This is a genomic window from Pseudomonas sp. NFACC25, assembly GCF_900100935.1.
Lineage (GTDB): Bacteria > Pseudomonadota > Gammaproteobacteria > Pseudomonadales > Pseudomonadaceae > Aquipseudomonas > Aquipseudomonas marginalis.
The window spans coordinates 293,427-310,579 of sequence record NZ_FMUC01000004.1; the positions used below are offsets into that span (position 1 = coordinate 293,427).

17 protein-coding genes are annotated in these 17,153 nt (G+C 62.9%); 9 read left to right on the forward strand and 8 right to left on the reverse strand.

What is annotated here, in order from left to right; genetic code table 11:
- The first annotated feature begins 7 nt into the window (after nt 1–7).
- The 7 genes from BLQ09_RS12205 (at nt 8) to BLQ09_RS12235 (ending at nt 7,496) form a co-directional block, all read left to right on the forward strand.
- On the forward strand, nt 8–439 hold the full coding sequence (locus tag BLQ09_RS12205) for a VOC family protein (RefSeq protein ID WP_027608476.1): 432 nt from the start codon (nt 8–10) through the stop codon (nt 437–439).
- Entirely contained in the window at nt 436–1,428 is a 993-nt protein-coding gene (locus BLQ09_RS12210; protein ID WP_027608475.1) for a fumarylacetoacetate hydrolase family protein, read from the forward strand. The genes BLQ09_RS12205 and BLQ09_RS12210 overlap by 4 nt, the downstream gene beginning before the upstream one ends.
- Nucleotide 1,429: 1 nt before the next feature.
- Nucleotides 1,430–2,371, forward strand: coding sequence for an NAD-dependent epimerase/dehydratase family protein (locus BLQ09_RS12215; RefSeq protein WP_092356976.1), 942 nt, complete (start codon nt 1,430–1,432; stop codon nt 2,369–2,371).
- A gap of 48 nt (nt 2,372–2,419) precedes the next feature.
- Nucleotides 2,420–3,658 (forward strand): MFS transporter, encoded by a 1,239-nt coding sequence (locus BLQ09_RS12220; protein ID WP_027608473.1) that lies wholly within the window; start codon nt 2,420–2,422, stop codon nt 3,656–3,658.
- Nucleotides 3,659–3,739: 81 nt separating this feature from the next.
- A complete protein-coding gene (locus BLQ09_RS12225) occupies nt 3,740–5,164 on the forward strand; it encodes a carbohydrate porin (protein WP_027608472.1) in 1,425 nt (474 codons plus the stop codon).
- Nucleotides 5,165–5,329: 165 nt separating this feature from the next.
- Nucleotides 5,330–6,304 carry a VOC family protein gene (locus BLQ09_RS12230; protein ID WP_027608471.1) on the forward strand — a complete coding sequence of 325 codons (975 nt, stop codon included), beginning with the start codon at nt 5,330–5,332 and terminating at the stop codon, nt 6,302–6,304.
- A 25-nt stretch (nt 6,305–6,329) separates the two neighbouring features.
- The gene (locus BLQ09_RS12235) at nt 6,330–7,496 is read left to right on the forward strand and encodes an alpha/beta hydrolase family protein (RefSeq protein ID WP_027608470.1); all 1,167 of its coding nucleotides are present in this window, start codon (nt 6,330–6,332) and stop codon (nt 7,494–7,496) included.
- A gap of 26 nt (nt 7,497–7,522) precedes the next feature.
- Here the strand turns inward: BLQ09_RS12235 and BLQ09_RS12240 are convergent, their stop codons facing one another.
- From BLQ09_RS12240 to BLQ09_RS12265, 6 genes are all read right to left on the reverse strand, one after another.
- Nucleotides 7,523–8,854: an ABC transporter substrate-binding protein gene (locus BLQ09_RS12240; RefSeq protein WP_027608469.1), complete on the reverse strand. Its 1,332-nt coding sequence runs from the start codon at nt 8,852–8,854 to the stop codon at nt 7,523–7,525.
- Between the two features lie 28 nt (nt 8,855–8,882).
- Nucleotides 8,883–9,950, reverse strand: a complete 1,068-nt coding sequence (locus tag BLQ09_RS12245) for a branched-chain amino acid ABC transporter permease (RefSeq protein WP_027608468.1) — start codon at nt 9,948–9,950, stop codon at nt 8,883–8,885.
- A 22-nt stretch (nt 9,951–9,972) separates the two neighbouring features.
- On the reverse strand, nt 9,973–10,854 hold the full coding sequence (locus BLQ09_RS12250) for a branched-chain amino acid ABC transporter permease (RefSeq protein WP_027608467.1): 882 nt from the start codon (nt 10,852–10,854) through the stop codon (nt 9,973–9,975).
- A 2-nt stretch (nt 10,855–10,856) separates the two neighbouring features.
- The gene (locus BLQ09_RS12255; protein ID WP_092356979.1) at nt 10,857–11,633 is read right to left on the reverse strand and encodes an ABC transporter ATP-binding protein; all 777 of its coding nucleotides are present in this window, start codon (nt 11,631–11,633) and stop codon (nt 10,857–10,859) included.
- A 10-nt stretch (nt 11,634–11,643) separates the two neighbouring features.
- Complete coding sequence (locus BLQ09_RS12260; protein WP_092356982.1) at nt 11,644–12,699, reverse strand: AMP-binding protein; 1,056 nt, start codon at nt 12,697–12,699, stop codon at nt 11,644–11,646.
- A 202-nt stretch (nt 12,700–12,901) separates the two neighbouring features.
- On the reverse strand, nt 12,902–13,465 hold the full coding sequence (locus BLQ09_RS12265) for a TetR/AcrR family transcriptional regulator (RefSeq protein WP_027608464.1): 564 nt from the start codon (nt 13,463–13,465) through the stop codon (nt 12,902–12,904).
- Between the two features lie 139 nt (nt 13,466–13,604).
- Here BLQ09_RS12265 and BLQ09_RS12270 point away from each other — a divergent pair, with 139 nt between their 5' ends.
- On the forward strand, nt 13,605–14,297 hold the full coding sequence (locus BLQ09_RS12270; RefSeq protein WP_092356985.1) for a glutathione S-transferase: 693 nt from the start codon (nt 13,605–13,607) through the stop codon (nt 14,295–14,297).
- Here the strand turns inward: BLQ09_RS12270 and BLQ09_RS12275 are convergent.
- Together BLQ09_RS12275 and BLQ09_RS12280 are read right to left on the reverse strand one after the other, a co-directional pair.
- A complete protein-coding gene (locus tag BLQ09_RS12275) occupies nt 14,254–14,931 on the reverse strand; it encodes an aspartate/glutamate racemase family protein (RefSeq protein WP_027608462.1) in 678 nt (225 codons plus the stop codon). The genes BLQ09_RS12270 and BLQ09_RS12275 overlap by 44 nt on opposite strands.
- 101 nt (nt 14,932–15,032) lie before the next feature.
- Entirely contained in the window at nt 15,033–15,596 is a 564-nt protein-coding gene (locus BLQ09_RS12280; protein WP_027608461.1) for a cysteine hydrolase family protein, read from the reverse strand.
- A 128-nt stretch (nt 15,597–15,724) separates the two neighbouring features.
- On the opposite strand from BLQ09_RS12280, the gene BLQ09_RS12285 reads away from it, so the two are divergent.
- A complete protein-coding gene (locus tag BLQ09_RS12285) occupies nt 15,725–17,131 on the forward strand; it encodes an XAC2610-related protein (RefSeq protein ID WP_092356988.1) in 1,407 nt (468 codons plus the stop codon).
- Nucleotides 17,132–17,153 lie beyond the last annotated feature (22 nt).

Here is a 17,153-nt window from a genome sequence, read left to right on the forward strand (position 1 = left end):
GGCTGCCATGTTTGCGATCAAACCCCACCACGGCGGGATCAGCGTCCCCGACCTGGAGGCGTCCATCGGCTGGTACCGGCGGATGCTCGGTTTCGAGCTGGAAAGCCGCGCCTACATTGACCGGATCCCGGCGCATATCGCCTTTATCCGCTGCGGCGACTACCGCATCGAGCTGTTCCAGCTGGACCAAGCGCACCCGTTACCGAGTGACCGTCGCGAGCCGCACCTGGACCTCAAGACCCACGGCCACAAGCACTTGTGCTTTGCCGTGCAGGATGCCGCGACTGCCTTCCACGCGTTGCGCGGCAAAGGTGCCGACATCGTTTTTGAGACGGTCATCGAAGGCAGCCCCATGGGCTTTGTGCGCGACAACAGCGGCAATCTGCTGGAACTCATTGAATGCCCGGCCCTGTGGTCCGGGCCAGGAGCACACCGATGAAACTTGCAACCCTGAAGGATCACACCCGCGATGGGCGCTTGGTGGTTGTCAGTCGCGACCTGGGCCGCGCGGTGCTGGCCAGTGGAATCGCCGGCACCCTGCAGGCTGCGCTGGAAGAATGGCCCCGCTGCGAACCGGCATTGCAGCAGTTGTCCGCCGCACTTAACGCAGGCCGGGCACCCCAGGCGTTCGATTTTGACCCGCGCGCGGCCATGGCACCGCTGCCCCGTGCCTACCAATGGGCCGATGCCTCGTCGTTCCTCAACCACGGCAGCCTGATGGAGCGTGCGTACAATCTGGATATCAAGAAAGATCCCGGCGTGCCTATCATCTACCAGGGCGCCGGGGACGATTTCTTCGGTGCCTGCGACGATTACCCGGTGCCCGGCGAGGACCACCAGATCGATTTCGAGGGCGAGGTGGCAGTGGTGCTTGATGATGTGCCCATGGGCGTTCAGCCAACGGCAGCGGCGGGGCATATCAAGTTGCTGATGCTGCTCAACGACGTGAGCCTGCGCGCGCATCTGTTCAAGGAGGTGAGTATCGGTTTCGGTCCACTGCGGGCCAAACCCAGTACGGTGTTTGCGCCGGTGGCGGTCACCCCGGATGAACTGGGCGAAGCCTGGCACGACGGCCGCGTCAAGCTGCCGCTGCATGTGCAGTGCAACGGCCAGCGTTTCGGCGAACCCAACGGCGATGAAATGGACTTCAGCTTCCCGGAGCTGGTAATGCACCTGGCTCGTACCCGCAACTTGCGCGCCGGTACGGTGCTGGGCTCGGGCACCTTCTCCAACCGTGACTACACCGCCAAAGGCTCGGCCTGCCTGGCCGAGCGACGTGCAATAGAAGTGATCGAGCAGGGTGAGGCGAACACGCCTTTCCTGAAATTCGGCGACCGTTTGCGCTTTGAAATCTTTGGCCTGGACGGGCAAAGCCTGTTCGGCGCCATCGATCACCGGTTTGTTCCAGCCCCCGTGCAGGAGCACTGACATGCATGTATTGATCACCGGCGCCAATGGTTTTGTGGGCGCCACCCTGGTACGTCGCTTACTGGCCGATCCCTATGCACTGCCGGGCTGGACACGTTTGACCCTGCTGGACCTGGCGTTTCCTCAGATACCGCCGGACCCCCGCGTGCGCTGCCTTGCCGGCAGTATCGCCGACCTGCGGTTGCTGGCCGATGCCCTGGAAACGCCGGTCGATATCGCCTTCCATTTGGCGAGCATCCCCGGTGGGGCCGCCGAGCGCGACTACAGCCTGGGCCGTCGAGTCAACCTGGACGCCACGCTGGCGTTGCTGGAAGGGCTCAAGGATCAACCCAACCCGGCGCGGGTAGTGTTCGCCAGCACCATCGCGGTGTATGGCTCGCCCTTGGCGACCGCGGTAGACGACCACACGCCCCTGCACCCGCAATTGAGTTACGCCACCCAGAAATTGATGGGTGAGTTGCTGATCGATGATTTCAGCCGCCGTGGCTGGATCGATGGCATCAGCCTGCGCTTACCGGGCATTGTGGCCCGCCCGCCGCAACCTTCCGGATTGTTGTCGGCGTTCATGAGCGAGGTGTTCTGGGCGCTGGCGGCGGGCACGCGTTTCGAGTGCCCGGTATCGCCGCAGGCGCAGGCCTGGTGGATGTCGGCGGCACGCTGTGTCGATAACCTGCTGCACGCCGCTACGCTGGCGCCCGAGCGACTGGTGGCGCGGCGAGTGTTCGCGCTGCCGGTGTTGCACCTGAGTATGGCGCAGTTGGTCGACGGGCTGTGCAGGCGTTTCGGCGAAGACCGCCGTGCACAGGTGGAGTACCAGCCTGATGAACACCTGGAGGCGAATTTCGGCCGCTATCCGCCCTTGCATGCCGAGGCATCCGAAGCCCTGGGCTTGCGCCATGATGGAGGCATCGAGCAACTGATCGAGCGAACCCTGCAGTTGTAATACCCAAGCGTGCGTTTCACCCTTTAATAATAACAATCCGGAGAGGCCATGAACGCTCCTACCCGCGTCACCCAGTCAAAGGCGACCCTCGCTACGTACCTGTTGTTGTTGATCAACTGTCTGTCACCGATGGCGGCCATCGTGGTAGCGCCGAGCCTGCCACAGATGCAGGCGCATTTTTCCGACGTGCCTAACGTCGAGTTCCTGATCCCGGTGGCACTGACTATTCCCGGCTTGCTGGTGGCGTTGCTCAGCCCGCTGGTGGGCGTGTTGGCCGATCGGTATGGGCGCAAGCAATTGCTGGTGGCGTCGATTGTCGGCTACGGCGTGTTCGGCCTGATGCCGATGTTCCTCGACTCGCTCTACGCAATCATCGTCAGTCGTATCGCCCTGGGCTGCGTGGAGGCGGTGGTGGTGACCATCAGCACCATGCTGATCGGCGACTACTACAGCGGTGCGCAACGCCAGAAGTACCTGGCGCTGCAAACCACCTTTGCGTCGTCGTCGGCGATCCTGTTCTTCATGGTAGGCGGCGCCTTGGGTGAACTTGGCTGGCGCATGCCCTATGTAGTCTACGCGGTGCCCCTGGCACTGGCGCTATTGAGCAAGGTCATGCTGTGGGAACCGCGCGCAGCCAGCATGGCGTCGGACGAAGAGCAGGCGCGCAACAACGTGAGCTTTCGGCCGTTGCTGATGCTGGGGATTTGTGTGGTGACCTTCATCGGCGCGGTCATGTTCATGATCCTGCAGATCCAGATGGCCTACCTGCTCGGGGACATCGGCGAACCGTCGCCGCAGACCGCTGGCCTCGTCGCGTCGGCGTGCAGCGTGATGATCGTGCTGGGCACTCTTAGCGTGCACCTGCTGACTCGCCTGGGCCTGCGTACCCCCCATTGCCTGGCCCTGGCCTTTGGCCTGATCGCTACCAGCTTTCTGTTGATTCCGGCGATGCACACCTGGCAGGCAATCATGGTTGTTGCACTGATCAACGGCCTGGGCTGCGGCCTGATGTTGCCCACCCTGGCCATCTGGAACATGCGTGAACTGCCGTGGCAGCGCCGCGGGTTGGGCACTGGCATGTGGTACGGCAGCTACTGCCTGGGCATGTTTTTCAGTCCGATCCTGGTCGTGGCCGTTGGCAAGGTCAGCGGAAGCCTGGCCACCACCATTGGCTGGGCCGGCTGGCTCTGCCTGCCGGTGGTACTGCTGGCACTCGGCGCCAGCCTGGTGAAGTGCCGGGCGGCACGCAACCTGCGCCTGACCGGCGTCAATCTCGAAGACGCCTGACCCTGGAATGACCGAACACTCCGGTGCCCTGGTACCGGAGCAGGCCCCCTTATCTCATAAAAACAACAAAAGAGACTGAACATGACGATTCGAATGGTGGTTGGTTGTGCATTGATCATCGTGACGGCAGGCCCCGCCCTGGCTGCCGACGCGCCGAGCGACGAGTACCCGAATGAAAAAGTCGGTCCGCGCGTATTGAATGTGGAGCCCAATGTGCCACCCAAAAGTGGCAAGCTTCTTGAAGCGCAGGGCAAGTGGCTCAACGACCATGGTGTGAGCCCGCACCTGTCGATGACTGAGATTTACCTGCGCAACCCCAGCGCCGGCCTGTACACCGGTAACCACGAGTCACTGACCATCTTTGCCATCGGCGCCGACTTCAACCTCGACAAGCTCATTGGCCTGCCCGGTGGGACGATCCACTTCGAGCAGCTGTACGTGCCCTGGACCAGCAACCTGGACTACGGTCGGCAGGTGGGTGATGTGATTGCCGGTAAACCGGGCCCTTACATTCCGAATGTCAGCCACCTGAGCCTGTTCACCTACGAGCAGAAATTGCTCGACGACAAGCTGTCCATCGAAGCGGGCAAGAGCAACGCCGGCAACTACTTTGCGCTGCCGCTGTGCAACGTGCCGCTGGGATGCGTGAACGCGATCCTGCAGGACACGGCCGGTATCAACCCGCCGCCCTACGCCAACTGGGGCGCGCGCGTCGGCTACGATTTCAGCCCCGCCGTGCGCGCGCAGGTCGGTGCGTGGCGCAGCAACAATGCCTATCCCTTCACCAATGGCTGGGAGCGCGACGTCGGCGAAAGTGGCGGCACCTTGAGTACGGTGTACCTGGCGAACCTGGCCTATCGCACCGACTACCGCATGCAAGCCTACCCGCAAACGTTCGAGGTGCTGGGCTTTCACAATAACGGGCAACAGACCGACCCCTATTTCACGGTCAACGGCACCTCGAAAGTCACTGACACAACTGCCGCTGCCGATACCCGCAAGGGCGTGACAGGTTTCTACCTGGGCGCCAAGAAAACCGTCTGGCGCCAGGACGGCGGCGCCACCCAAGACCTCAACCCAACGGCGGTAGCGGCCTATGCCAGCTTGACCCACACACTTGATGAAGGCACCACCAATGGCGTCGGCACCCAAGGCAACGCAGGGCTGATTCTTTCCGCACCCTTTCGCAGCCGACCGTTCGACAGCTATTCGGTGAACGTCAACTGGGCACAACTGACCAGTCGCGAGCAACGCTTCCTTGAAGAGGCCCACGCGGCATCGGGCGGTGGCAGTTACCGCCCCGGGCGCAACGAGTATGCGGTCGCGCTGGACGCCAACTTCATCCTCACCGACAGCATCGTCCTCAGCCCCTTCGTGCTGCGTACGTGGGGAGCCAGCAGTTGGTTGAACCCCTACACCGGCGTCAACCCGCGCGATGGTTATGCCGCCGGGCTGCTGTTGCATGTGCAATTCGACGAGATGCTGGGTTTGAACAGCCGTCACTGATTCGCCGCACTCCATGGCGGGCGCCTGAAGCCATCCACGCCATGGATAGAACCCATGTCGACAAACGATTAGTCGGCATGGGCCGGGCTTCTTACTCTGGCCTTAGACCCCTGTTTGACGAGGACACAACCATGCAGCGCAATTTCACTTTCCAGGAGACCTGAGATGGCGATCATCGGCATCGACACCCTGTTGTATGGCGTCGAGGACCTGGCCCTGGCCTCGCGCTTCTTTGATGATTTCGGCCTGGTGCGCCTCAGTGCCAACGATCAGGAAAGCCTGTATCGACTGGAGGAAGGCTCGACCATTATCGTGCGCGAAATGCATCACCCCTCTATTCCGGCGTCGCGCTACGAAGGCTTCGGTGTGAAGGAGACCATCTGGGGCGTGGACAACGCTGAAAACCTGGCGCGGCTGGTCGCCGACTTGTCCAGCGACCGTGAGGTTCTCCTGGGCGATGATGATGCCTGGCACTTTCTCAGCGATTGCGGCCAGGCCTTGGGGCTTCGCGTGTTCAACCGCAGGAAAGTCACTTACGCCCCCGACCCGGTCAACGCTGCCGGCAACGTCAACCGTCTCAACCAGCACCGCAAATGGCGCACGCGGGCTCGACCTAAAACCATCAACCACGTGGTGTTTGCCGTGGATGACTATTGGCAGAGCTTTGCGTTCTTTCGCGACCGTCTGAACTTTCGCCTGTCCGACCATCAGAAAGGCGTGGGTACCTACCTGCGCGCCGACGGTGCCAATGAGCACCACAACACCTTCCTGCTCAATAACAAGGCACCGGGGGCGGGCGGGGTGCCGCGTTTTCATCACACCTGCTTCGGGGTCGAGGACTTCGACGAGGTGATGGTCGGCTCCAATTACATGACCCGACGCGGTTGGCAGCATGGCTTTCTCGGTACCGGCCGCCACCGCATCGCTTCGGCAATCTTCTGCTACTTCAACTCACCCACCGGTGGTGAGGCCGAGTACGGCGCCGACACCGATTACCTCGACGACAGTTGGGTACCGCGCGAATGGGAGTTTCGCTTCGGCACGGCCCAGTGGATGGGCAACCCGCCTGCGTTCATGCAGGACGACATTCCCTGGGACGTGACCTTTTACCAGGGCGAATTCCCGGCTATGCGCCGCTGATTTTCACAAGGATTGACCCATGAGCATGTTCCAGTATTTCGAAACCAATTATGTGTGGAGCCTGGCAGTTGCGGCAGCCATCGAGATGGGCGGCAAGATCGGCGAGATCGACACCATGTGCCGGCCGCTGCTGGAGGTAGCCCGCCAGGGTGACGATGCGGGCACCCAGGCGTTTATGGCCGCCTGGGAGGCTGGAGGCGACAACCTGGTGGCCTTGGCGCAGGAAGACAAGGCGGCCGGCAGGTGGCTCAGCGCCGGTGACAAGTTGAACCGCGCGGCGGTGTATTTCATCACTGCCGAGCGTATGCAGGCTCACGGTCATGCGCCTCGCAAAGCGTTGTACGCCAAGTTTCTGCGCACCTTCGCCGAAGGCGTCGAACTGTCTGGCGAAAATACCCGGCGGTTTGAAATTCCCTACGACGGTGCCCATCTCGCCGGGCTGTTCACCCCGGCTGAGGGCGTAACTGACGCGGCGCCGTGTCTGGTGGTGATCAATGGCCTGGACAGCACCAAGGAGATGGTCCATCGCGCCGGGCTGTTCCCGCAATTGCTTGCCAAACGCGGCATCTCCAGCCTGTTCATCGACCAGCCCGGCACCGGCGAAGCCCTGCGCCTGCATGGCATGACCGCAGTCGTCAACACCGAACTGTGGGCCAGCCCGCTGATGGACTACCTGCAAACCCGCCGCGAAATCGACCCGCTGCGTATCGGCTTGCTGGGGGTGTCCCTGGGTGGGTATTACTGCCCGCGCGCTGTAGCGTTCGAACCGCGCTTCGCCCTGGGCGCAGTGTGGGGGGCGAACCATAACTGGGGCGAAATGCAGAAGCGCCGCCTGGCCCGCGAAGGTGAACGACCGGTGCCGCACTACTGGGAGCACGTGTGCTGGGTGTGGGGTGCGAGCAGCATGGAGGCGTTCATGACGCTCGCCGAGCAGGTGCACCTCAACGGGGTAATGGAGCGTATCAAGGTGCCGTTCCTGGTGAGTCATGGCGAGGCCGACCGGCAGATTCCGCTGGCGTACGCGCATCAGTCCTATGACCAACTCACCAACAGCCCGGATCGCGAATTGAAGGTGTTCACCCCGCGTGAAGGCGGTATCCACCACAGCAGCCTGGACAACACCTCGAACGCCGGCGCCTGGATTGCCGATTGGGTTGCTGAGCGCCTGGGCGGTACTACCCACTCCGGGTGAGCGCTCAACAACGGTCTATTTCGGGCTTACTGCTCTTTGCTGCAATCCCGCGGCGTGATGCCTTTCTCCTTGGCGTACTGCGCCGCCGAGGCTTCGATGATCGGCCGCAGCAGGGCGCGGTCGGCCTGTACCCAGTCGCTGATCAGGTTCCAGCGTTGGCCATCCCATTGCTGGAAGCGCACGGCGCCGCCGCCTTCGTGGTCGGCGCAGGACAGTTTCAGCGGTTGCACCAGGCCCTTGGCGCCCAGGGCCTGCAGGCGTGCGTCGTCGAGGTTCAGGTGTTCGAAGCCCCAGCGTACCTGCTCGCCGGTCAGTGGTTTTTGCCCGTATTTTTCCTGGGCCAGGCGCAGGGCTTCGACGTTGAGGATGCCGTTGACCACGCCCAGGTTGTAATACACGGTGCCGAAACGCTTGGGGTCGGCCAGGTTGCCCTTGCCGGCGTCTACCACGCTTTGCTTGATCCCTTGCAGCACCGGGAAGTCGGTGCCCGACGGGTGGGTGGTGATCGAGATAAAGCCTTTGGCGGCGGCGCCGGCCGGTACCACGTCTTCTTCAGAGTTGCTCCAGATATTGCCGATGATGTGATCGGCCGGGTAGCCGACTTTCTGCGCGGACTTGAGCGCCACCGGGTTCATCACGCCCCAGCCGCGCAGGATCACCCAGTCGGGCTTGAGGCGCCGGATGTTCAGCCACTGCGATTGCTGCTCGTTGCCGGGGTGCGGCACTTCCAGCAGGGTCAGTTCGAAGCCGGCGTTTTTCGCCAGGGTTTCGAGCACGCCATTGGTTTCCTTGCCGTAGGGCGAGCCGTGGTAGAGCACGGCGATTTTCTTGCCCTTGAGCTTGTCGGCGCCGCCTTCGCGTTGGCCGATGTAGTTGATGATCGCCGAGACTTCCGAATACGGGTTGAGCTGCAGCGGGAACACGTAGGGGAACACGCTGCCGTCGGTGGAATCGGTGCGGCCATGGTTGATGGTGATCAGCGGCAGTTTGTCGGCGGTGGAGCGGTCCAGGGTGGCATAGGCGATGCCGACTGACAGCGGGTTGGTGGCGGCGGCCGGTGCACCGTTGAGCCCACCCTTGAGGCGCTCATAGCATTCAACGCCTTTTTCCACCACGTACTCGGTCTCGCATTCGCTCCAAGTCAGCTTGACGCCGTTCACCCCGCCCTTGGCATTGATGTATTGCAGGTAGTCGATAAAGCCCCCGAAAAAACCGGTGCCACCGGCCGCGTACGGGCCGACCCGGTAGCTCTGCAACGGGAAGTATTGTTCGTTGGCAGCCTGGGCGCCGGCCGTGAGCCCGGCGGTGATCAGGGCCAGGCCCAAGGCCAGGCGGCGCAGCGATAAGCGATGTGTCATGGAGGTGATTCCTGGGGGGTTATTGAGTTCAGTAACGCAGCGGCCAGACCCTGGCCCGTTGACGAAAGCGCTGCCACAGACGGGCCAGCCCCTCCGGTTCCTTGATCAAAAAAGCGATGATCAGCGCGCCAAACAGCATCTTCTGGATGTTTTCCAGCTGTCCGGCATCCATCAGTCCAGCGGGCAACAGCGCGAAGAGATTGGCCAGCAGAATCGGGAACAACACGATGAATGCCGCGCCAAGGACGTTGCCGAGCACGCTGCCCAGGCCGCCGATAATGATGATGAACAGCACCTGGAACGAGCGGCTCAGGTCAAAGCCGTGGGGCTCGACCGTGCCGAGGTAGGCGAACGCCCACAGTGAACCGGCGATGCCCAGGTAGAAGCCGCTGATGGCAAACGCCAGCAGCTTGGCCTTCAACAGGCGAATGCCGATGACGGCAGCGGCGGTGTCCATGTCGCGCACCGCCATCCAGTTGCGGCCCAGTTCGCTGCGCACCAGGTTCTTGCCCAGCCAGAACAGCGTCACCACCACGGCCAGCGTCAGCACGTAGCGGCCGCGCGGTGAGCTGAAATCCAGCCCGGCAATCAGCAGCGGCGGTGAGGTGATCACGCCCGAGGCGTTGTCGTTGGTAAACCAGCTGAAGCGGGTGAGCACCCACTCCACCACGAACTGCGCGGCCAGGGTCGCCACCAGCAGGTAAAAGCCCTTGATGCGCAGGCTCGGCAAGCCGAAGAACACCGCCACCGCGGCGGCGATCACGCCACCCAGGGCAAAGCTCACCAGCAGCGGCAGGCCGGGCACCCGCAACTGCAGGTTGTAGGCGGCAAACGCGCCCACCGCCATGAACGCCGCCGAGCCGAGTGAAAGTTGCCCGGCGTAGCCCGTCAGCAGGTTGAGCCCAAGCCCGGCCAGCGACAGCACCAGCAGCGGCACCAGGATCGCGCTGAACCAGTAGTCATTGCCCAGCCAGGGCACCGCAAAGAACGCCACGCCCAGCAGCAGCCACAGCGCGACGCGGTCCTGGCGCAGGCGAAAGGTGCGGCGCTCGGCCGCGTAGGAGGTGCTGATTTGACCGACTTCTTGATACAACATGCAGGCATTTCCCCAAGGACAATCAAACCCGTTCGATGGCGCGCTCGCCGAACAACCCGGCAGGCCGCACCAGCAGGAACAGCAACGCGAGGACGTAGGGCACCCAGTTCTCGATGCCGCTGCCGATGATCGGGCCGAGGTAGATCTCGGCGACTTTCTCCGCCGCCCCGATGATCAGGCCGCCGACAATCGCCCCGCCGATGGACGAGAACCCGCCGATGATCAGCACCGGCAGCGCCTTGAGCACCACCAGCGAGAGCGAGAACTGCACTCCCAGGCGTGCGCCCCAGAGCAACCCGGCCACCAGCCCGACGAACCCGGCCACCGCCCACACCAACGCCCAGATGCGCGGCAGGCGAATACCGATGGCCATGGACGCCAGCGGGTCATCGGCCACCGCACGCAACGACAGGCCCACCCGGGTCTTGTTGAACAGCAGCGACAGCACGATCACCAGGGCGGCGGCGGTGCCGGCGGCAAACAGGTCGAATTGCGAAAGCAGCATGCCGCGGATTTCCAGCGGCTCGTCGGCGATGCCCAGGTCCAGCCCGTGCACCTGCGCGCCCCACAGGAACTGCGCGAAACCTTCGATCAGGTAGGACAGCCCGAGGGTGGCCATGAAGAGGATGATCGGTGGGCGATTGACCAAGGGCCGCAGCACCACTTTTTCGATCAGCAGCGCCAGCACCACCATGCTCGCCAGGGTGATCAGGAACGCCCAGGCAAACGGGAAGCCGCGCTCCAACAGGCTGACAAACGTCAGCGCGGCGAACAGCACCATGGCGCCCTGGGCAAAATTGAACACGCCGGAGGCCTTGTAGATCAGCACAAAACCAATCGCCACCAGGGCATACATCACGCCCGCCAGCAGCCCGCCGATCAGCACTTCGAAGAAAAATTCCATGCTCAGGTCCCCAGGTAGGCGGCGATGACATCGGGGTTGGCGCGCACCTGTTGCGGGGTGCCGTCGCCGATCTTGCGACCGTAGTCGAGGACCACCACGTGGTCGCACAAGCCCATGACCACGCCGATGTCGTGCTCGATCAACACCACGGTGGTGCCGAACTCGCGGTTGATGTCGCGGATGAACTGGCTCATCTGGGCTTTCTCCTGGGCGTTCATGCCGGCCATGGGTTCATCCAGCAACAGCAGGGTCGGTTCGGCGGCCAGGGCGCGGGCCAGTTCGACACGTTTTTGCAGGCCATAGGGCAGGGTGCCGACCAGCACGTGGCGCCAGGGATGGATCTGCAGGAAGGCAATCACCTTTTCCGCGTGCAGACGGTGGGCGTCGTCCTCCCGTGGCGCACGGCCCACGCGCAGCATCTGCTCCAGCCAACTGCTGCGGCGCTTGAGGTTGCGCCCGGTAAGCACGTTGTCGAGCACGCTCATGCCCTTGAACAGCGCAATATTCTGGAAAGTCCGCGCAATCCCGCCTTCGGCCGCCTGGTGCGCACGCATGCGCCGCCGGGTCTGGCCGGCGTAGCGGATGCTGCCGCCCTGGGGGTGGTAGACCCCGTTGATCACATTGAGCAGCGAACTTTTGCCCGCGCCGTTGGGGCCGATCAGGCCACAGATGTCACCGGCCTTGACCTCGAAACTGATGGAAGTGATGGCCTTGATGCCCTTGAACGACAGGGAAATGTCATCGAGCCGCAGTAATACCGCTTCAGTGGGTGTGGGCATGGAAGGCTCGTCAGGCAGATTGAGGCAGCAAGTGGTCACTGGGTTCGTGGCGGGTGGACGGCTCTTGCCAATGGCCGGGACGAATGCCCAGGGCCGCAAAGAAGGCGGCACTTTCCGGATGCAGCGGCGGCCCGACCAGCAAGGGCACGCGCAGGCGGCTCATGCCCAGTACATCCAGCAACGGGCGACGCACCAGCCAATGGCCCAGCCAGCGGCGCACGGGGGAGGGGGTCGGCTGCATGGCCCAGTGGTATAAACGATGGCTGAAGCTGCCCGGCAGTGGCAGGCGTTCACGCACCCATTGCTCCAGGCGCCCATAGGATTCGCGGGTGCCCAGCACCAGTGTCGGGCCCAGCTCGCGGCGGTCGGTGTCGCGGGTGGCGAGGGCCTCGGGGAAGTTCAGCCGAAAGCCGGCGTGCAGCCAGGGCGCGAGCAGGTAGCGTGCCTGCCCGCTGGCGGCAAACACCCGCGCGGCGAGGGCTTCGTCGTCGGCGCCGAGGTGTTCGCGGTCGATCAGCGTCCGCGCGCCCGCGAGCAGTTGCGCGTGGGTCAAGTGCAGGGAGGTGTCGGCATGAAAGACGAAGGCGGTGTCGCTCGGCTGCGGGGCGTGGGCGGGTGGCGGTGCATCGGCACGCAGCTCGGCATAGTCGATCAAATCGGTGTCTGCGAACTGGCTCAGGCCACGCCCGTCAAGAAACACCACCACCCCGCGTTCACCGAGTTGTTGCAGCGCTTCCAGGTCTTGCACGAGCACGAAGCGCGGTCGCAGCCCGGCCAGCAGCGCCCGGTTGTCGCGGTCCGGGTCCAGCAGCGTGACGCTGGCGCCCAGCCATTGCGCGGCCAGCGCCAGCAGCAACGCTTCGGGGCGCGCCTGGCTGAGGATCAACAGGTTATCGTCAGGCCCGAAGCGGCGCTGATGCAAGGCGGCGGCGAGCTGGCTGACCTCGTCAGCCACCGCGCTCCAGCTGCGCTCATGCCAGATACCCAGGCGCTTGAAGCGCAAGGCAATCGCCGACCCTCGGGTGTGGGCTTGGCGCAACAGCGCTTGGGGCAGTGTCTGGGGCATGGGGGTATCCTTCGTCAGTATGCGAAGGCGATTGCACGCGTCATGCCAGAGGATTAAATGCTTTTATTTCAAGGGGATATGTGGATTTTTTGGGGAGGAGGCGTGTGTTGATTCAGCACAAGCTGTCCAAGCAGTGTTGTTGGGCCAACAGCGATGGGGCCATTGCTGGAGCGCTACCTGTCGCCGGCAGGGCTCCAGCTTGTCACGCCGGGATAAGCCCCGCGTCCCGATAACTCTGGACCAGTTCGTCGTACAAACCGAGATCGGCCCGGGTGCGGGCAATCAACTGCGCGCCGGCAATGGCGGTGTAGATGGCACGCGCGCGACGCTCGCATGCCTCTGTATTGCCGGGTTCGATCTCGGCAAGCAACGCCCCCAGCCAGGCTACGTTGATATTGGCAAACGTCAGTATCTCTTCCTTCACCGGCTCCGGCAGGTCCTGATATTCGGCCGCCATAAAACTGGACAGGCACAAGCGGTTGCCGTCTTCGAGTGATTTTCGAAAGATGCTCGGATAAGCACGCAGGCATTGCAGCGGCTCCGGGTTCTCGCTGCGTATCGCCGCGAGGGCGCTGGCGGCGTCTTCCCAATAGCGCCTGGCAACGGCTGCGCCGAGATCGGCTTTGCTCGGGAAGTGGTAATAGATACTGGCGTTCTTGATCCCCACCGTTTCGCCGATGCTGCGGAAGTTGATGCCACTGTAGCCGTAGTGCTGAGCGGCGAGTCTGGCGGCTTCCAGAATCGCTTCGCGGGCATTTTCACTCACGGGTGGATTGCTCTTAAATGTGGGTAGGGGCGAATTCTACGCTGATAAGGTTTTACCTGCCAACTGGTAGGTAATGCTTGACGGCCTGAAATAATACCTTCAATCTCTACCTACCATTTGACAGGTAGGCGAGCAGATCATGACGTTCCAACAACCACAACCCCACGTATCCCAACCCCCGTTGATGAAAATTTATGATTGGTACAACGGCCCCTATCCAGCGCGCGTTCGTATAGCGCTGGCCGAGAAAGATCTGTTGCCGCGCGTTGAGTTCGTGTCGGTCAACCTATGGAAAGGGGAGCACAAACAACCTGAGTTCCTGGCCCTCAACTACTCCGGCACCCTGCCAGTGCTGCAACTGCACGACGGCACGTTCATCGCTGAATGCACGGCTATCACCCAGTACCTGGACACGCTCGATGGCAACCCGACCCTCACCGGCAGGACGCCGACCGAGCAAGGCTTGATCCACATGATGACCAAGCGCGCAGAGATTGAATTGATGGATGCGGTCAGCGTGTATTTCCATCATGCCACCCCTGGGCTTGGGCCTGAGGTCGAGCTTTATCAGAACGCCGAATGGGGCATGCGCATGCGGGACAAGGCGGTCAGGGGGATGCACTATTTCGATAACGTGCTCAAGACCCGCGCCTTTGTGGCAGGCGATGCCTTCTCAATGGCCGATATCGCGTTACTCGGCGGCATGATCTTCGCGGACCTGGTGCAATTGCCGGTGCCGCAGACGTGTGAAGCCCTGCGCGCCTGGCAGGCCAGGGTCAACGAGCGAGCTAGCGTTCAGGCCTGGCGTGCAATGGTTGCACAACCGCACTGAGGGCAACGGCCCGCATAGCTGCCGCCAGCCCGGCCGCTGCGCTGGTGAGGGGCAGCGGGCCGGCCGTTACCTGCACGGCGGCCGCGCTCATCGACGCCTGGCCCAGCGCAACCCGTGTCATTCCATCCCTATAGGCGGCATCGGCAGCTTTGGCGATTGTCGCCAGGTAGCCGTCGATGTCACCCGCCTTGAACAAGCGCCATGCCCCCGGAACCAGCCGCACTTCGACGACCGCGTTCGATTGCAGCGCGGCCTTGTGAAACAGCCGCGCGGTCGGTTCGAGGGTGGTTTCCACCGCGCACAGCACCGCAATTTTTCCGCCCGCCTGCACCGCCGAGGCGGCCAGCGCTTCGTCTGTCCTCAGGATCGGGACACTGCTGGAGATACCTTCAACGACCGGACCCAGGGTCGAGCAGGTGAGCACCACGGCATCGGCCTGTTCAGCCAGTGCAAGCAGGGCTGATGCGGTGGATGCGCAGATGTCGGCGCTCAGATGACCGGCGTTTTCGGCAGCAGCCAACAGGTCGGCGCGCACTTCATGGCGTAGCACATCAGCGCCGATACCCAGTGCTTTCGCGGCGGTTTCGAAGACGCTGATGTTGCTGGCTGCGGTATGAAGGCAGGCGATGCGCATGGGCTGTTTCCAGTGCTGAAAATGTCGACGATGGTTAAGATGCAGCCCGCACTTGCCTATAGCAAGGGCGCGAGTTGACATGCTGGTGCAAGCCGGCGTGTTCAGCGCATAGCGCCGAGAATCCCGGCCGTTTCGACCACCCTGGCGTAGTCCATGGCCAGGTTGCTCAGCGACAGCGCGTGCACGTCCTCCGCTGGCCACAGGCGTCCGGATCCATCGGTTTGATCGAAGGTGTAGCAGGCGTCTGCGGCGACGAGCACGTCAAAGCCCAGGTTGCCGCCTGTGCGTGCCGTTGCTTCGACGGAATTGTTGGTGATCACCCCGGCGATCACCAGTTGCTTGATCGATCGCGCGTGCAGCCAGCGGTCCAGCCCGGTGGCGATAAAGGCACAGGGTACGTTCTTTTCCACCACGTGTTCGTGGGCCAGTGGTTGCAGCGCAGGCTGAAATTCGCAGCCCGGCTGGCCCGGCCAGAATACCGAGCCGGGGGTACGGGAGATGTGCCTGACGTGCACCACAGGCCGCCCCGACTGCCGCCAGGCGCCGAGCAATTGCTGCAACTGTTGCTCGGCCTGCGGGTTGTTGCGGCGCCCGAGCTTCGGGTCATTCATGCCCTGCTGCATGTCGATGATCACCAGTGCAGCGTTGGTGGCTAACGGTTCCATGGCACATCCTTTGGCTCGTGAGGCACAAAACATAGCAGCCATTGAGTGCGCCTAAACAGCGATTTGTTCGATGCCTTTGCCATTTGCCTTTACACTGCCGCCCCCGAATTTCAGCAAGGATGCGTTGGATGCGTACGCGACTCAGCGGTGTACTCCTCTCCCTGGCCCTGGCCGCTCCCGTCATGGCCGAGCCCCGTTCGTTCTCGGTCAATGACCCCAGCGGTCAATACCTGGTCGAGGTGTTGTTCCCGGACGTGCCGCAGGACTTGCAGCACCTGGCGCCGGCGCTCATCACCCTGCGCGACAAACGCTCCCTCGAAATCCTTCAGCAATTGCAGACCCCGGATGCCCAGGTGCCGCTGGACCAGCAAGGCAGAACCGTGGACTGGCGCCTGATGGGGGAGAACGGCGTGGTGTACTTCGCCGATATCAACCAGGATGGCCGCCAGGACCTGGCGATCCGCAATGGCACCGGGGCGGACAAGGACTTCCAGTCCAGTTACGACGTGTATCTGCAAGACCCGCACACGTCCCACTGGGTGCTGAATGGCCCCTTGACCGACCTGGCCAACGAGACCTCCGGCGGGATGTTTTCGATCAATCCCAAGGACGGCATTATCCATTCGCAGACCGACCGGGGTTGCTGCTGGACCCGCGCCAGCCGCTATCAGATGCGCGACGGCAAACTGGTGCGACTCAGCGCGTACACCCAGGCGGAAGTGCCGGCGACGGACGATGACGCCAACAACAGCATGCCCAGCGGCTACATGCTGCGCACCACCGGTGAGTGGAAGGACGGCCAGTGGCTGGAAACGCCCAGGCTGGAAGGACCGGTCAACGAAGACCCCGAGTTCCTGGCCGGCACCCTCAACGGCAAGATCCCGGTGCAACTCTGGTACCAGCAACAGGGCGCGGTGCTGATCGGTGAGTTGCGCTACACCAAAAGCGGCAGCGGCAAGCCGATCAAACTGGTGGGGGATCAGGGTGAATACGGCGACCAGTCGTTTATCTACCTGCACGAATATGCCGATGATGGCCGTCAAACCGGCATCTGGCGCATCACGCGGGAAACCGTCGAACCTTATGCCTACGCGGGCACCTGGGTCAGTGGCGCCAAGGGCGACCAGCCCGAGCTGCAGATTCAACTGCACAGGCAGGACCGGGCGCCTGAGTACGACAAACTCGGCGACGTGGCCCGCGACCAGCGCGATGGCCATTACCAGATGCGCGATGACTTTCTCGGCCGCGACGGTGACCTGGACCTGAAAATCCTTCCCGAACGCGATGCCCAGGGCCGGGAAGTGGCGGAACTCAGCGTGACGCTCAAAGACACCGGCACCGACAAGATCATCATCACTACGCACCAACGCGTGCCGATGGAAACCGCAAACCTGATCATCGTGCGCACACCCCAGGCGCCCCCTCGGGCCGGGCCGTATCACATCCAACTGGTGAAGGGTTTTGCCGTGATCGAGCACAACTCGGCGCCGGACAGCCAGGACTACCTGACCGGGTTTTATCGTAAGCAGCCCTGAGGCCGGGGAGTAATGCTGCCTG

Excerpts from the sequence above, each read along its gene's own strand:
- BLQ09_RS12245 (WP_027608468.1), bottom strand. The coding sequence starts at position 9,950 with ATGTTGTATCAAGAAGTCGGTCAAATCAGCACCTCCTACGCGGCCGAG.
- BLQ09_RS12285 (WP_092356988.1), top strand. The coding sequence starts at position 15,725 with ATGCGTACGCGACTCAGCGGTGTACTCCTCTCCCTGGCCCTGGCCGCT.
- BLQ09_RS12230 (WP_027608471.1), top strand. The coding sequence starts at position 5,330 with ATGGCGATCATCGGCATCGACACCCTGTTGTATGGCGTCGAGGACCTG.
- BLQ09_RS12210 (WP_027608475.1), top strand. The coding sequence starts at position 436 with ATGAAACTTGCAACCCTGAAGGATCACACCCGCGATGGGCGCTTGGTG.
- BLQ09_RS12250 (WP_027608467.1), bottom strand. The coding sequence starts at position 10,854 with ATGGAATTTTTCTTCGAAGTGCTGATCGGCGGGCTGCTGGCGGGCGTG.
- BLQ09_RS12220 (WP_027608473.1), top strand. The coding sequence starts at position 2,420 with ATGAACGCTCCTACCCGCGTCACCCAGTCAAAGGCGACCCTCGCTACG.
- BLQ09_RS12225 (WP_027608472.1), top strand. The coding sequence starts at position 3,740 with ATGACGATTCGAATGGTGGTTGGTTGTGCATTGATCATCGTGACGGCA.
- BLQ09_RS12215 (WP_092356976.1), top strand. The coding sequence starts at position 1,430 with ATGCATGTATTGATCACCGGCGCCAATGGTTTTGTGGGCGCCACCCTG.
- BLQ09_RS12255 (WP_092356979.1), bottom strand. The coding sequence starts at position 11,633 with ATGCCCACACCCACTGAAGCGGTATTACTGCGGCTCGATGACATTTCC.
- BLQ09_RS12270 (WP_092356985.1), top strand. The coding sequence starts at position 13,605 with ATGACGTTCCAACAACCACAACCCCACGTATCCCAACCCCCGTTGATG.
- BLQ09_RS12240 (WP_027608469.1), bottom strand. The coding sequence starts at position 8,854 with ATGACACATCGCTTATCGCTGCGCCGCCTGGCCTTGGGCCTGGCCCTG.
- BLQ09_RS12260 (WP_092356982.1), bottom strand. The coding sequence starts at position 12,699 with ATGCCCCAGACACTGCCCCAAGCGCTGTTGCGCCAAGCCCACACCCGA.
- BLQ09_RS12275 (WP_027608462.1), bottom strand. The coding sequence starts at position 14,931 with ATGCGCATCGCCTGCCTTCATACCGCAGCCAGCAACATCAGCGTCTTC.
- BLQ09_RS12280 (WP_027608461.1), bottom strand. The coding sequence starts at position 15,596 with ATGGAACCGTTAGCCACCAACGCTGCACTGGTGATCATCGACATGCAG.
- BLQ09_RS12235 (WP_027608470.1), top strand. The coding sequence starts at position 6,330 with ATGTTCCAGTATTTCGAAACCAATTATGTGTGGAGCCTGGCAGTTGCG.
- BLQ09_RS12205 (WP_027608476.1), top strand. The coding sequence starts at position 8 with ATGTTTGCGATCAAACCCCACCACGGCGGGATCAGCGTCCCCGACCTG.